At 63.4% G+C, this 14,229-nt stretch carries 14 protein-coding genes and 1 tRNA gene; 7 read left to right on the top strand and 8 right to left on the bottom strand.

The genetic code is table 11. The features are described from left to right. The first annotated feature begins 93 nt into the window (after positions 1-93). Positions 94-531, top strand: coding sequence for a hypothetical protein (locus AAGT95_RS19255; RefSeq protein ID WP_342594813.1), 438 nt, complete (start codon positions 94-96; stop codon positions 529-531). 345 nt (positions 532-876) lie between these two features. Here AAGT95_RS19255 and AAGT95_RS19250 read toward each other — a convergent pair whose 3' ends face one another. The 4 genes from AAGT95_RS19250 to AAGT95_RS19235 all read right to left on the bottom strand — a co-directional run bounded on the left by AAGT95_RS19250 (position 877) and on the right by AAGT95_RS19235 (position 4,066). Then, positions 877-1,701: a DUF1206 domain-containing protein gene (locus AAGT95_RS19250; RefSeq protein ID WP_342594812.1), complete on the bottom strand. Its 825-nt coding sequence runs from the start codon at positions 1,699-1,701 to the stop codon at positions 877-879. 93 nt (positions 1,702-1,794) lie between these two features. Continuing rightward, positions 1,795-2,541, bottom strand: a complete 747-nt coding sequence (locus AAGT95_RS19245) for an amino acid ABC transporter ATP-binding protein (RefSeq protein ID WP_110598274.1) — start codon at positions 2,539-2,541, stop codon at positions 1,795-1,797. Then, positions 2,538-3,212: an amino acid ABC transporter permease gene (locus AAGT95_RS19240; RefSeq protein WP_110598273.1), complete on the bottom strand. Its 675-nt coding sequence runs from the start codon at positions 3,210-3,212 to the stop codon at positions 2,538-2,540. Before AAGT95_RS19240 ends, AAGT95_RS19245 begins: the two co-directional genes overlap by 4 nt. A gap of 101 nt (positions 3,213-3,313) precedes the next feature. Next, a complete protein-coding gene (locus tag AAGT95_RS19235; RefSeq protein ID WP_342594811.1) occupies positions 3,314-4,066 on the bottom strand; it encodes an amino acid ABC transporter substrate-binding protein in 753 nt (250 codons plus the stop codon). Between the two features lie 1,008 nt (positions 4,067-5,074). Here AAGT95_RS19235 and AAGT95_RS19230 point away from each other — a divergent pair. Further along, positions 5,075-5,746, top strand: a complete 672-nt coding sequence (locus AAGT95_RS19230) for a hypothetical protein (protein ID WP_342594810.1) — start codon at positions 5,075-5,077, stop codon at positions 5,744-5,746. A gap of 137 nt (positions 5,747-5,883) precedes the next feature. Here AAGT95_RS19230 and AAGT95_RS19225 read toward each other — a convergent pair. Further along, positions 5,884-5,968, bottom strand: a tRNA-Leu gene (locus AAGT95_RS19225). A 139-nt stretch (positions 5,969-6,107) separates the two neighbouring features. Between AAGT95_RS19225 and AAGT95_RS19220 the strand changes: the two genes are divergently transcribed. The 5 genes from AAGT95_RS19220 (at position 6,108) to AAGT95_RS19200 (ending at position 10,827) form a co-directional block, all read left to right on the top strand. Next, the gene (locus tag AAGT95_RS19220) at positions 6,108-6,863 is read left to right on the top strand and encodes a ComF family protein (RefSeq protein WP_342594809.1); all 756 of its coding nucleotides are present in this window, start codon (positions 6,108-6,110) and stop codon (positions 6,861-6,863) included. Positions 6,864-6,903: 40 nt separating this feature from the next. Continuing rightward, complete coding sequence (locus tag AAGT95_RS19215) at positions 6,904-7,890, top strand: serine/threonine protein kinase (protein ID WP_342594808.1); 987 nt, start codon at positions 6,904-6,906, stop codon at positions 7,888-7,890. Between the two features lie 134 nt (positions 7,891-8,024). Further along, positions 8,025-8,582, top strand: coding sequence for a GTP cyclohydrolase I FolE (gene folE / locus AAGT95_RS19210; protein ID WP_110598270.1), 558 nt, complete (start codon positions 8,025-8,027; stop codon positions 8,580-8,582). A gap of 68 nt (positions 8,583-8,650) precedes the next feature. Then, positions 8,651-9,103: a hypothetical protein gene (locus AAGT95_RS19205; protein ID WP_342594807.1), complete on the top strand. Its 453-nt coding sequence runs from the start codon at positions 8,651-8,653 to the stop codon at positions 9,101-9,103. Between the two features lie 254 nt (positions 9,104-9,357). Continuing rightward, positions 9,358-10,827: an NAD-dependent succinate-semialdehyde dehydrogenase gene (locus AAGT95_RS19200; RefSeq protein ID WP_342594806.1), complete on the top strand. Its 1,470-nt coding sequence runs from the start codon at positions 9,358-9,360 to the stop codon at positions 10,825-10,827. 163 nt (positions 10,828-10,990) lie between these two features. Here AAGT95_RS19200 and purH read toward each other — a convergent pair whose 3' ends face one another. The 3 genes from purH to dusB form a co-directional block, all read right to left on the bottom strand. Continuing rightward, complete coding sequence (purH, locus tag AAGT95_RS19195) at positions 10,991-12,592, bottom strand: bifunctional phosphoribosylaminoimidazolecarboxamide formyltransferase/IMP cyclohydrolase (RefSeq protein ID WP_342594805.1); 1,602 nt, start codon at positions 12,590-12,592, stop codon at positions 10,991-10,993. A 110-nt stretch (positions 12,593-12,702) separates the two neighbouring features. Then, the gene (fis, locus tag AAGT95_RS19190) at positions 12,703-12,948 is read right to left on the bottom strand and encodes a DNA-binding transcriptional regulator Fis (RefSeq protein WP_110708583.1); all 246 of its coding nucleotides are present in this window, start codon (positions 12,946-12,948) and stop codon (positions 12,703-12,705) included. 59 nt (positions 12,949-13,007) lie between these two features. Then, positions 13,008-14,042, bottom strand: a complete 1,035-nt coding sequence (gene dusB, locus AAGT95_RS19185) for a tRNA dihydrouridine synthase DusB (RefSeq protein WP_342594804.1) — start codon at positions 14,040-14,042, stop codon at positions 13,008-13,010. Positions 14,043-14,229: the final 187 nt, after the last annotated feature.

Below are 14,229 nucleotides of genomic sequence, written 5' to 3'. Positions count from 1 at the left end.
CGTATACAGGGATAGACGGCCACCACCGTCATGTTAGGGAAGACCCAGGAGCGCGACGCCGCGTTCGATCATGGAAACCCGCAGGAGCCCCTCATGAAAATCTCCATCCGTCACCGTTTCGGTATCGCTACCGGTTTGATGTTGGCCGTATTGAGCGGTGCAGCCATGGCGCAGACCGCCATGGACGATAGTGCGCCCAACAGCAGCAGCGATCAGATGGGAATGGCAAGCAAGGACAGCACCAACCGCGATGCGATGGTGAACGGCATGCCGTCGTCGCCGCAGAAGTCCGCCCTTGGTTCTGCCATGGATGACAGTGCGCCCAACAGCAGCAGCGATCAGATGGGAATGGCGAGCAAGGACAGCGCCAATCGTGACGGGATGGTGAAAGGCATGCCCCATCGGGGCGACGCTGCCCCCATGTCTCCGACGATGGACAACAGCGCCCCCTTGAGTGGCAGCGATCAGGACGGCGCCGCTGGCAAGGACTCCGTCAATCGCCAACCTCTCAACACGGGGCCGGCTCAATAAGCGGGACCCAGAGTTCGTGCGATGACCCCCGTCTCGTTCTTTCGAGATAGGCTTATCGATCGTTTGAGACCGCCACGGCGGTCTTTTTTGTGGCCCGCCATCCCTGGCGGCCACCCTTCGGGCCGCCCATGGCGTCAAAAACCGCTCCCGACGGTTTGTTGTGGCCTGCCATCCCTGGCGGCCACCCTTCGGGCCGCCCGAGGCGTCAAAAACCGCTCCCGACGGTTTGTTGTGGCCTGCCATCCCTGGCGGCCACCCTTCGGGCCGCCCGAGGCGTCAAAAACCGCTCCCGACGGTTTGTTGTACGCCGCCGTTGGTGGCTTGCCGGCCCCGGCAGCGAATCGGTCAGGTTCCGCTCCGTGGGTGCCTGACCCGACGATAGCCGGCATTGATGAAGCAGTAGCCCCCGTACGCCATCAGGCCGACCGCGGCGGCGCCCAGAAGCCAGTCGCCGAAGGGTTGGTGGGCCAGCAGGTTGAGCGCGGCGCCCAGGCCTTGGGCATCACTGGGCGACAGGTGCCAGGCTGCCAGTGCGATCAGACTGCCTATCAGGACGAAGGTGACGCCACGGGCTGCGAGACCGAGGCGCGCGATCGCCTCGAGCAGTGGCAGCGGCGGGTTGGGCCGGCTGTCCAGGTGCCAGTTCTTGCGATAGGAACGCCGCCAGGCGCGCACCATCTGGTGGATGCCGACGCCGATGAAGATGACGCCGAGCATGACCAGTAACCAGCGTCCGCCGGGAATGCCCAGCACCCGTTCGGTATGCTGTGAGGTCCCGCCCCCCTGGCCCTGGGCCAGGCTCTGAAAGACCAGAGTGGCACACCGCCAGGCCAGCGTGGCATACAAGCCGCCGCTGACCGCGAACCCCAGACGTTGTATCCATCCCTGCCAGTCGTTGCCCTTGCGCTCCGTGTCCAAAATCGCCTGAGCCAGGCGCCACAACACATAGGCGACGAGCCCCAGCCCCAGCAGCGCCAGTAGCGCACGCCCGAACGGCCACAGCGCGATCTTGCGAATGACGTCGGAAGCGCCGCTCTCGCTGCCCCCCAAGCCTATCGCCGTCAGCAGCGCGAGCCAGCCGATGGTGAGGTAGATCATGCCTTTGGCGACATAGCCCGCCGAAGCCGTGTGCCGCAATCCATCCCGTAGGCTAACGTGGTTTCGCTTCATGCTGTTCCTTGTGATTGGCCGGATACTAGCCTAGAAGAGAAAGCGGTTTCGCGACACGTCGCCAGGGGGAAGTCGTTGCCCGGGGCGGGGCGGTCAGCTCTTGTTTGCCGCCAGGATCTTGCGCAGGAACTGCTGGGTACGCTCGTCCTTGGGATGGCTGAACAGCTCCGAGGGAGGTGCCTGCTCGATGATGCCGCCCTGATCCATGAACACCACCCGATCGGCGACCTCGCGAGCGAACTGCATCTCGTGAGTGACGACGATCATCGTCTGGTGCTCGGCTGCAAGCTGCTTCATCAGTCCGAGTACTTCTTCCACCCACTGCGGGTCCAGCGAGGATGTCGGTTCGTCGAACAGGATGACCTCGGCATTGGCGGCCATGGCCCGGCCGATGCCCACGCGCTGCTGCTGTCCGCCGGAGAGCGCGGCGGGGTAGGCATCGGCCTTGTCGGCCAGCCCGATGCGCCCGAGAATCTCCCTTGCCCTGGCGTACGCCTCGCGCTTGGCGATGCCATCGACCACGATCATGCCTTCGGCAATGTTCTGAAGGGCGGTCTTGTTGGCGAAGAGAGCATAGTTCTGGAATACGAAGGCGGTACGCCGCCGCAGGGCGAGGATCTGGTCACGCGTCGCGGTCGTGGCATCGAGGCTGAGATCGCCGACGGTCAGTTGGCCGGCATCAGGCGTCTCCAGGAAATTGATGCAGCGCAGCAGTGTGGATTTGCCGGTGCCCGAGGGGCCGACGATCACGATGATCTCGCCGCGCTCGAGCTGAAGATCGACGTCGTCGAAGACGATGTGACTGCCGAACTGCTTGCGGATGCCCTTGAGTTCTATCATCGCTGATACGCCCGGTTGAGTCGTTGTTCCAGCCATTTCTGGACCCAGGAAAGTGCCTCGACCACGATCCAGTAGATGACCGCCACGACCAGAAAGGCCTCGAAGTAGAGAAAGCTGCCAGCGGCTTCCTTCTGGGTGGCACCCATCAGCTCGGTGACGCCGAGCGTGAACGCCAGCGAGGTCGACTTGATCATGTCGATGAAATAGTTCATCAACGTCGGCGTTGCCACCCGGGTCGCCTGGGGCAACACGATGCGACGCATCAGTTGTGCCCGGGTCATGCCGATCGACAGGGCGGCTTCGGTCTGGCTACGATCGATCCCCACGATGGCCGCACGGATCGACTCCGCCATGTAGGCCGAGAAGTGGAGCGTCAGTCCGAGAATGGTGGCGGTAACGCCGTTGATCGCGACGAGGAACGTCAAGACCTGCGGTAGCCCGTAATAGAACAGGAACAGTTGCACCAGCAGCGGCGTACCTCGGAAGAACGAGATGAACAGCAGTGCGAAGGCGTTGAGGCCCGGCACGCGACTGACCCGGATGACCGCCAGCAGGCAGGCGAGCACCAGCGCACAGGCCATGCCGGCCGCCGCCATCTCCAGCGTCAGTGGCAGGTAGCTGAGAAGAATGGGCACCAGGCCCAGCATGTAGTCGATATCGAGTGCGTGCATGACGTTTGGCTCAGGGCTGGGCGCTCCGCGGTTGGCGAGCTCGGATAACGGAAAGGCCCATGACGCCTGTCGGCGTCATGGGCCATCACTGTGAGCATCGATCAGGGCTGGGTAATGTCGCTGCCGAACCACTTCTCTGAAATGTCTCTCAGCTGGCCGCTATCACGCAGTTGCGCGAGTGCGTCGTTGATACGTTTCTGGAGAGCCTTGCCGTCCGCGTCGTCGCGGAAGGGGTAGGCGTTCTCGATCCGGGAGAAGGGCTGTCCGGCCAGTTGCAGCGGCAACGGCTTGTCCTTGATTACCTGGGTAGCGCTGACACGGTCCATGACGAAGGCATCGGCACGGCCCAGTGCCACATCCTGCTCGATGTTGGAGTCGTAGGTCTTGATGTCGATATCATCGGCGTATGGTAGCTCGTCCAGCAGCTGCTCGTAGTTGGAGCCGAGGTTTACCGCGACCGTCTTGCCCTTGAGATCCTCGACCCCATGGATGGCGTCGTTGCCCTTGCGAACCACCACCTGGGCGCCGTCGTAGACGTAGGGCTGGCTGAAAAGATACTTCTTCTGGCGCTCCGGCGTGATGGTGATCTGGTTGGCGATGGTATCGATGCGGTTGGAGTCCAGCATACCCGCCAGACCGGAAAAGCTGGCCGTGACGAACTCGACGTCGTCGCCGGTGATCTCGCCGATCGCATTCATGAGATCGACTTCGAACCCCTTGAGTTGATCGTGCTCGACGTAGGTGAAAGGGTAGTAGCCTCCCGACATGCCCACTCTCAAGGTATCCGCCTGTGCCAGGGTTGCACCGGTCAGCCCCAGCGCGAGAGACAGTGTGGCCAGCCGAAGAGACGCCATTGAAATCGATCGTATTGTCATGAGCGAAAAGATTCCCGGAGAAGGTGGTGAGGAGATCCGGCTTTGCACGCGCCGAATTTGGCAACAGGATAGCCCAGTTTTGAAATTGGTAATAAGAAAAATAATTTATATATCCTTTTGTTTTACGCTATCGCTGGTTTCCGGAAACCGTACCCATCGACGGATGGCGCGTTCATGAAAGGCGCAGTGAGCTGGATCCCGCTCGGCGAACGAGATCAATCTATACTTGGCTTTGCCGTTTGTACTGTATTGATCTAACATTTGCGCGATTCTTTCTGTGAAGGCTGCCGCAGGGACGTGACCAAGGGATGTGCGCTTCGCGTTGGTTAGTGGCAGGGGCCAGGGAATGAGCCGACAGGCTCAGGAGCGCGGAAAGTTTCGGCGCATGACCGTCAGCGATGTCATGCGGCCTCTTTCGCCTCCGGCGTTGGGGTTCATGGCGCAGGGGGTAAGTGTCTCGGGGAAGCCGGCGTCCTTCCGTCGGTTTCCCACCTCGATTTCGATATCAGCCGAGTGTCTCTTCCGCTGCGCGGCCACAGGACGCCATGCGGGGCCCTTCCGCACGCCCGCTTCCAGAATCATCACCTTCACCCGGAATGGGCTCTATTTGAAAAAGCTTGACGGGTCGACAACTCTTGTATAACTTTGAGTTCGTTAGCTGACTTACCGCACCCAAGGATGGGTTGAAGGATGTCAAAGGTGAGTCGGAGTCGCAGTCAGGGACGACTGTCAGCCCGTTGGATTCAGGGAGATGAAGACAGGGCTCAAGCATTACCGTGAACTCGCTCCGTCAGGATGACGAAGACAGGGCAGGATGCCTGGGTTCGGCGGTTGATTTAAAGGCGGGCCGAGAGGCCCGCCTTTCGTGTTTCTGCTCACCGGTCGAGTCGACGGCGCTGGTGCCACAAACTGGGTTATATCGCCCGCCAGGTTTCTCCTCTACATTGGCGCCTTTGCGATCCCAGCAGGCAGGAGCCGATCCCGACCATGGAGTGGTTGTCGGAACACAGCAAGGCGATAACCGCCGTCACCAGCATATTGACGCTGTTCGTGTGGTTCTTCTACGCCCAGATTCTCTATCGGAATTTCGCCCGTACCCGGCGTCCTCGCATCATCATCAATCGCGGCCACGGCAACGATCTGACGTCGCTGTGCCTGATCAGCAACATGAGTTCCGAGCCGATCTTTCTCGAACACATCATCGTGACGCTACACACCAGTCGAGGGTCGTTGACCCAGGACATGATCGACTGCGAAGGCGATCGTCATCCGGATGGTAAGGCATCGCCAGGTTCAGCGGGTACGGACTCCGGGGAAGGAGGGGAGAGGCTGGAGTCGAGCCAGGGCCCCATGCCTTGCGGAAGCTTCAGTCACGTCGGCACCTTCGAGACCATCTTGCAGCGCTTGTGCAGGACCCATGACCTGACGCTCGAGCACGACCGTCCCACGGACGACATCGTTTTCCACTTTCTCGATATTCGCGTCGTCGCGATCTACGGCAGTGAGGACCATCCGATCGGGGCCGAGCGTCGCTTCCGTCTTCATATGACGGACGACAAGGCCTGCACGCTGGCTCCCGTCTCGGTCGATACCAAGCGCTATGCCAGTCGGCTTCAGCGGTGGCGCGTCAGGCAGTGGGTCCGTCGACTCGACGGCTGAGTCGTTGCTGATAACTGGAGGGCGACCGACCGCGCGTTGCCGCAACGGCGCATGCGTTCACCGCGCCATCCAGCCCGAGCCGGGATCGGATAGAATCCGTTCGGAAAATATAAGCTATTGATCTTGGGGCTATTCGATGGTGCGGATGGGGAGACTCGAACTCCCACACCTTTCGGCACTAGAACCTAAATCTAGCGTGTCTACCAATTCCACCACATCCGCATTCTGACAGGCGCGCTCATTGTACTGTCGCCTTGATCGATGTCAATCGTTGCGCCCTGGGCGTCGCTCGGCGGCCGCGCCCGCTTCAGTTTTCATCGCCGTGGTCGACATGATGATTGAACGGGGCGAGGAAACGTCGATGCTGCGATGCCTGGAGATCCTGTGGCCGTTGACCCGCAAGTCGCTGGACGGGATCGGCGCGCAACTGAAGAGAGCGCTGCCGGGCTACTGCGCCTTCTGCAGTGCCGCCGCCGAGGAGGGGCTGCCCTGGTGCTCCGACTGTTTCTCGGACATGCCCTGGAATCAGGAGGTCTGTGAACTCTGCGCCGAGCCGCTGCCGACCACGCATGCCGGGACGCTTCGTCCGCGCCAGTGTGGGCGCTGCCTGAAACATCGGCCGCAGCAGACCGCGTCATGGGTGCCACTACGTTACGAGTCACGGGTGACGCGTCTGGTTCGGCGCTACAAGTTCGCGGCGGACCCGCGGGCAGGAGAGGTATTGGTACAGCTGATGCTGGCATCGCTGGATCGCGCTCCCGAGCTGGGAAGCGCCATGATCGGTGTGCCGGGACAGCATGAGCGCACGCGGGAGCGCGGGTTCGACCACACCGCCTGGTTGACCGGACGCCTGGCGGCACGATTGGCGCTACCGGTCATCGCGGCCGAGCGGATTCGGGAGGCCCCTTCTCAGCGGGGATTGGACCGGCTCTCCCGGCGACGCAACGTGACGCGCGCGTTCGTCATCAATCGATCGTTGCCGGCCGCGGTCACCATCGTCGACGATGTCATGACGACCGGCGCCACGCTGGATTCGCTGGCCAGTGCCTGTCGAGAGGCCGGTGCCGAGAAGATCACGGCGCTGGCTTTCGCACGTACTCCGTCGGCGCGAATCTGATAGCATGCGCGCAAGCCTGCCGCTGCTAGCCGAGGTTCGTATGAGCGCTGATTCCCTGCATCCGTTCGAGAGGCTGACGCCACAGCTCGTGGTCGAGGCTGTCGAGTCTCTCGGGCTCTGGTTGCCCGGCGAGCCGTTCGCCCTCAACAGCTACGAGAACCGGGTCTATTCGCTGACCGATGACGACCGCCGACGCTGGGTGGTGAAATTCTACCGGCCAGCGCGCTGGAGCGATGAGCAGATTCTCGAAGAGCACGCTTTCCTCCTGGCGCTCGCGGCGGCGTCGGTCTCGGTCGGCGCCCCCTGGGAGAGCGCCGAGGGCAAGACGCTGCACTATTTCGAGGGTTTTCGCTTCGCGCTGTTTGCGCATGTGGTCGGCCAGGCGCCGGAGCTCGATAATCCCTCCCATCTATTTGCGCTCGGCGAGCTGATTGGCCAGGTCCACGAGGTCGGTGCCCGCGAACCCTTCCGCCACCGGCGGCGGCTCGACCTGAACGCCATGGTCGACGAAAGCCGGCGCTGTGTCCTCGAGGCTCGCTGGCTGGATACGCGGCAGCGGCGCCTCTATGGCCAGGTCATCGACGCCCTGGTACCGCTGATGGCGGACCACGCCTGGCCCGATAGCGCGCTCCAGCGCGTTCACGGCGATTGCCACCTCGGCAACATGCTGGGCCGGGACGAACGGTTTTCTCTGGTCGACTTCGACGACTGTCTGATGGCACCGGCGGTGCAGGATCTCTGGATGCTGCTGACCGCCCAGGCGCCGGGGGAGTGGCAGATGCAACTGTCCGAGATCATCGAAGGCTACGAGATGAGCCGGGAGTTCGATCGGCGCCAGCTCGACTGGATCGAGACCCTGCGCACGCTGCGCCTGATTCGCCACAGCGCCTGGGTGACGGCGCGCTGGGAGGATCCCGCCTTTCCCCGGGCGTTTCCCTACGTTGCCGAGAGCGGATACTGGGATCAGCACATCCGTCATCTGGAGCAGCAGCGTGTGACACTCGATTCGCCGCGCTGGCTTGCCTGAACCGGTCATTAGTCGGTGCCGAGATAGTGGTGTCGGTGCAGTTTCGCTAGAATCGGCCCTCACCGAGAGTGAGGCCGGGGCGGTCGCGGCGGCGAGCGCGTTCGATCGATGATAACGATAGACAAGGCAGCAACATGACAGAGCAACTGGCAGGCCATTATCACGGTATTCTGGAAAAGCTGGGGGAGGATCCTCAGCGTGAAGGCCTGCGCGACACCCCGATGCGTGCCGCCAAGGCGATGCAGTTCTTGACCCAGGGTTACAGCCAATCGCTGGATGAACTGGTCAACGGTGCCGTCTTCGCCTCCGACACGGACGAAATGGTGCTGGTGAAGGACATCGAGATGTACTCGATGTGCGAGCATCACGTGCTGCCCTTCATCGGCAAGTGCCATATTGCCTACCTGCCCCAGGGCAAAGTGCTGGGGCTGTCGAAATTCGCGCGAATCGTCGACATGTACGCGCGTCGCCTGCAGATTCAGGAACATCTGACCCGACAGATTGCGGAAGCGGTAATGCAGGTGACCCAGGCGCGCGGTGTCGGCGTGGTGATCGAGGCCCAGCACATGTGCATGATGATGCGAGGGGTCGAAAAGCAGAACTCCAGCATGAAGACCTCGGTGATGTTGGGTAGCTTTCGCAAGAATCAGACCACGCGCCAGGAGTTCCTGATGCTGGTCAACGGCCGCTGAGAAACGGACTGCCTGACCCCGGGCGGGCTCCCGGCAACCGGTTCCGTATGGATAGCAAGGACAGCAGGATGGACGGTCGTCTTTCCCATTTCGACGATGAAGCGCAGCTCGGAGAGATCGAGTCCAGCGATGGCAAGCGCTACCCCTTCGACTTCTCCCAATGGCGCGGTCGTGGCCTGCCGAGCGCCGGAACGCCGGTGCGCTTCGAACTCCGCGACGGTCGGGCCATTCAGGTGTTCAATCACCCCGAGGCGCAGCGACGCGCCAGCACCATCCGTGGCGTTGACGGCAAGACCCGGCGCAAGGTGCTTTCGCACTGGGCGCTGGCCGCTTTCGTGGTGGCCGTCGCCGGCGTGAGTGCGGGGCGCTATGCGCCGGTGGTGGAAGCGGTGGCGATCGTGCTGGCGTGGCTGGGCCTGCGCCACGTGCATCGCGAACCCCAGCGCCTGACCGGGCAGTGGCTGAACGGTATCGCCATCGTGGTGGCCGTAGGCGTGACTCTGTGGTCCCAGTGGTGGTGAGCGCGCTCGCTTCGCGTTGGTGACTGGCCTCCGGCGTTGGCACGGCTTGCCCCGACGTTCGGCAGCGAGAGGGCGTGAATGTGACTGGCACGAGTGCCGTTAACGCGCCATCCTGTCCAGTACAACCGTGGCGGCTGACTCGTTTTCACCGGCGCCAGCCAGGACCGATCGCGTGGCACGCCGTTCCGTGGCAACGGTCGGGCGGATAGGGGGCATGCCCGCTATCGGCAAGCACATCCAGGAAGGAGTGAATCATGCAATCCGTTAAAGAGAGTGCGCTGTTCAGGCCCTTTGCCTACATCGACGGCAACTGGGTCGCTGCCGACAGCGGCGAGCAGATCGATGTCGACAACCCTGCCAGCGGCGAGATTCTCGGGCGCATGCCGCGCCTGGGGAGAGCCGAGACCGAGCGCGCCATTGAGGCCGCCGAGGCGGCACTGCCGGGCTGGCGCAATCACACGGCGCTGGAGCGTGCCGATATCCTGATGAAGTGGTACGAGCTGATGCTCGAGCACAAGGATGAGCTGGCCGCGATCATGACCGCCGAGCAGGGCAAGCCGGTCAAGGAGGCGGCGGGCGAGATCGTCTACGCCGCGAGCTTCATGCGCTGGTTCGCCGAAGAGGCTCGTCGTATCTATGGCGACACCATTCCTGCCGCCAACACCCGGCAGCGGATCGTCGTCACCAAGCAGCCGGTGGGCGTCGTCGGCGCCATCACGCCTTGGAACTTCCCCTCATCGATGATCACCCGCAAGGCCGCCGCCGCGCTGGCGGCCGGCTGCACCATCGTGATCAAGCCTGCCAGCCAGACCCCGTTCTCGGCGACAGCGCTGGCCGCGTTGGCCGAACAGGCCGGTGTGCCGCGTGGCGTCTTCAACGTGGTGCCGGGCAAGGCCAGCGAGATCGCCAAGGCAATGACAGAGTCGTCCGTGGTGCGCAAGGTCACCTTCACCGGCTCCACCGAGGTCGGGAGTTCATTGATGGCCGGCGCTGCCCAGCATATCCAGAAGATTTCGCTGGAGCTCGGCGGCAATGCGCCTTTCCTGGTGTTCGAGGACGCCGACCTGGACGCCGCGGTCGAAGGCGCCATCGCCTCCAAGTTCCGCAATGCCGGCCAGACCTGCGTCTGCACCAACCGCTTCCTGGTCCAGTCCAGCGTGATCAACGCCTTCAGCGAGAAGCTCGCGGCGGCGATGAACAGTGAACTGAAGGTCGGAGACGGTTTCGAGGAAGGGATCAATATCGGGCCGCTGATCGATGAAGATGCGGTGGCCAAAGTGAGTGAGCACGTCAAGGATGCCACTGACAAGGGTGCCCAGTTGCTGCTCGGCGGCCACGAGCACTCCCTCGGCGGGCGCTTCTTCTCGCCCACGCTGATCAGCCACGCCACCCCGGAGATGAAGGTGGCGCACGAGGAGACGTTCGGCCCGCTGGCAGCGGTGTTCCCGTTCGAGACCGAGGAGGAGGCCGTGCGGCTGGCCAACGACACCCAGTTCGGGCTGGCGTCCTATTTCTACTCGAAGGACCTGGGGCGCGTATGGCGGGTCGCCGAGGCACTCGAGTACGGCATGGTCGGCATCAACACCGGGCTGATCTCCAACGCCAGCGCGCCCTTCGGCGGCGTCAAGGCGTCCGGGCTGGGCCGCGAAGGCTCCAAGTACGGGCTCGACGAGTATCTCGAGACCAAGTACCTCTGCATCGATCTGGGCGAACAACCAGACTGAGCTTCGAGCTTCGAGCTTCGAGCTTCGAGCTTCGAGCTTCGAGCTTCGAGCTTCGAGCTTCGAACGAAGAACGCCAGCGACATTGTCGCTGGCGTTCTTCGTCTTGCGGTCAGGCTATTTTTCGCGGTTCGCGGTTCGCGGTTCGCGGTTCGCGGTTCGCGGCTCAGTGCCGGAAGTGGCGCATACCGGTGAACACCATCGCGATGCCTGCCTCGTTGGCCGCGGCAATCACTTCCTCGTCGCGCATCGATCCACCGGGCTGGATGACGGCAGTGATGCCGGCGGCGGCGGCGTTGTCCAGGCCGTCGCGGAAGGGGAAGAACGCATCCGATGCCATGACCGAGCCGGTCACCGCCAGGCCCGCCTGCTCGGCCTTGATCGCCGCGATACGCGCTGAATTGACGCGGCTCATCTGGCCGGCGCCAACGCCCACGGTCTGGCGATTCCTGGCGTAGACGATCGCATTGGACTTGACGAACTTGGCGACTTTCCAGGCGAACACCAGGTCGTTCAGCTCCTGTTCGGTGGGGGCGCGCCGGGTGACGACCTTGAGGTCATCCGCGCCGATCATGCCGGTATCGCGGCTCTGGACCAGGAGACCGCCGTTGACGCGCTTGTAGTCCCACCCATCGCCAGTCTTCGCCGGCAGCTCCCCGCATTCGAGCAGGCGCACATTGGTCTTGCTGGCGACTGCCTCGCGGGCCTCGGCAGAGATGCGCGGTGCGATGATCACCTCGACGAACTGGCGGGCGACGATGGCGCTGGCGGTATCGCCATCCAGCTCCCGGTTGAAGGCGATGATGCCGCCGAAAGCGGATTCGCTGTCGGTCTCGAAGGCCAGGTCGTAGGCCTTGCGGATACCACCCTCGTCTTCCGGAACCACCGCCACGCCGCACGGGTTGGCGTGCTTGACGATCACGCAGGCCGGTTTGGTGAACGACTTGACGCACTCCAGCGCGGCGTCGGTATCGGCGACATTGTTGAAGGAGAGCGCCTTGCCCTGGAGCTGGCTGGCGGTGGCGATGCTGGCCTCGCTGCTCTCCGGCTCGACGTAGAAGGCCGCCTTCTGATGCGGGTTCTCGCCGTAGCGCATGCCCTGCTTCTTGGTGAACTGCAGCGACAGCGTGCGCGGGAAGTCGGGCTCGCCGCTGCCCACCCGCTGGCCGAAATAGTTGGCGATGGCGGCGTCGTAGGCGGCGGTGTGCTCGAACGCCTTGACCGCCAGGTCGAAGCGGGTCTTGTGACTGACGCCGCCGTCGTGGCTGGCCATGTCCTTCAGCACCCGCGAGTAGTCCTCGGCGCTGACCACGATCGTGGTGTGCTCGTGGTTCTTGGCGCAAGCCCGAACCATCGTCGGTCCGCCGATGTCGATGTTCTCGACGGCGTCCTCCAGGGTGCAGTCCGGATTGGCCACCGTCTGCGTGAAGGGGTAGAGGTTGACGACCACCATGTCGATCGGGTCGATGCCATGCTCCGCCATGACCGCGTCATCCTGGCCGCGACGTCCGAGAATGCCGCCATGAATCTTGGGATGCAGCGTCTTGACGCGCCCATCCATGATCTCCGGAAAGCCGGTGTGCTCGGAGACTTCGACGACCGCGATACCGTTCTCGTGCAGCAGGCGATAGGTACCGCCGGTCGACAGCAGCTCGACGCCAAGCGAGGTCAGCTCGCGAGCGAATTCGACGACGCCGGTCTTGTCGGACACGCTGAGCAGGGCGCGACGGACGGCGCGGGGGGCGGTAGAAGCAGGGGGTTGAGACATGCCAGTCCACTCTTGTGCGATGAGACGGCAGGCGCAGCCAGGAGACTCTCGAGTCGGCGGCGGCGTCGCGCGTCCAGGTGGCGCTTCGCTCGGGCGAAGCGAGAGAGAATTTACATCAGATCGTACTGCTTGAGCTTCTTGCGCAACGTGCCGCGATTGAGACCGAGCAGCTCGGCGGCTCGGGTCTGATTGCCTTCGACGTTGCGCATCACGACTTCGAGGAGCGGTGCCTCGACCTCCGCCAGCACCATCCCGTAGAGGTTGGATACGGATTCACCCTCGAGATGGGAGAAGTAGCGCTCCATGACGCGCTCGACGCACTCTCGGAGAGTCGTGTGAGATAGCGCGTCGGGCATCTGGAGGGAGTCGGCCTCCGCGGTTGACTCACCATCGAGAGCTAAAGGTTGCCGGCTATTCATGCTGCGTGGATTCCGTTACCGATCGCGGCGGCGTCACCGCGAAAGAGTTCATGAAGAAACTCGAATTGTTGTTCGGCCTGCTCGAGACGATTGAAGCGGGAGCGGTATGCCCGGCTGGGATCGTGCGAGGCGAGATACCAGCCGACGTGCTTGCGAGCCACCCGGACGCCGAGATAGTCGCCATAGTGCTCGTGCAGGGCACGCAGGTGGCGCCCCATGGTGCTGGCGATCTCGTCCGCGCTCGGTGGGGCGTGCTCACGGCCGGTACGCAGGTAGTGCTCGATCTCCCGGAACAGCCATGGGTTGCCCTGGGCACCGCGCCCCACCATCACGGCATCGGCACCGGTGTAGGCGAGCACTTCGGCAGCGCGCTGCGGCGTGGTCACGTCGCCGTTGGCGAAGACCGGTATCGATACGCGCTGCTTGATCGCGGCGATGGTGTCGTACTCCGCGGCGCCGGTATAGCGCTGCTCGCGGGTTCGGCCATGGATGGCCAGGGCCGCGATGCCGGCGTCCTCGGCGAGGCTGGCGACACGCTGCGCATTGCGGGTCTCGGCACACCAGCCGGTGCGAATCTTCAGCGTGACCGGGATGTCCACCGCCGCGACCACGGCCCCCAGGATATCGGCTACCAGGCGTTCGTCCCGCAGCAGCGCGGATCCCGCCGCCTTGTTGCAGACCTTCTTGGCCGGACAACCCATGTTGATGTCGATGATTTCGGCGCCGGCTTCGGCATTGAGCCGTGCCGCCTCGGCGAGCATCTGCGGGTCGCCGCCGGCGATCTGCACCGATCTCGGCCCCGGCTCGCCGCGATGGATCATGCGCTGCCGGGATTTCCGGGTGTGCCAGAGCCGGCTGTCGGCGGTGACCATTTCGGACACCACGAGACCTGCGCCCAGCTCGCGACAAAGCTGGCGAAAAGGGCGGTCGGTCACCCCGGCCATGGGGGCCAGGATCACGCGATTGGGTAGCGTGTGATGGCCGATGCGGGGTAACGGGCGATCGGTCTGCGGTGACACGGAATCACGCATCGTTACAGGGGCTCAGGCAAAACGGGGAGGCTATGATACCGGTCACCCCGGGTTTGTTGAAGCGCTGTTTGCCGACTCACGACCTAAGCCGCAAAGCGCGCCGGGAGTGCATGAACGCCGTTCAGGTCAGGCCGCTCGGGCATGAAATCGAGCAGCGAGGGGCTTGCGGCGGACCGGACGAGCGACA

Source organism: Salinicola lusitanus (assembly GCF_038648475.1).
GTDB lineage: Bacteria > Pseudomonadota > Gammaproteobacteria > Pseudomonadales > Halomonadaceae > Salinicola > Salinicola lusitanus.
This window is presented reverse-complemented; position numbering and strand designations above follow the sequence as displayed.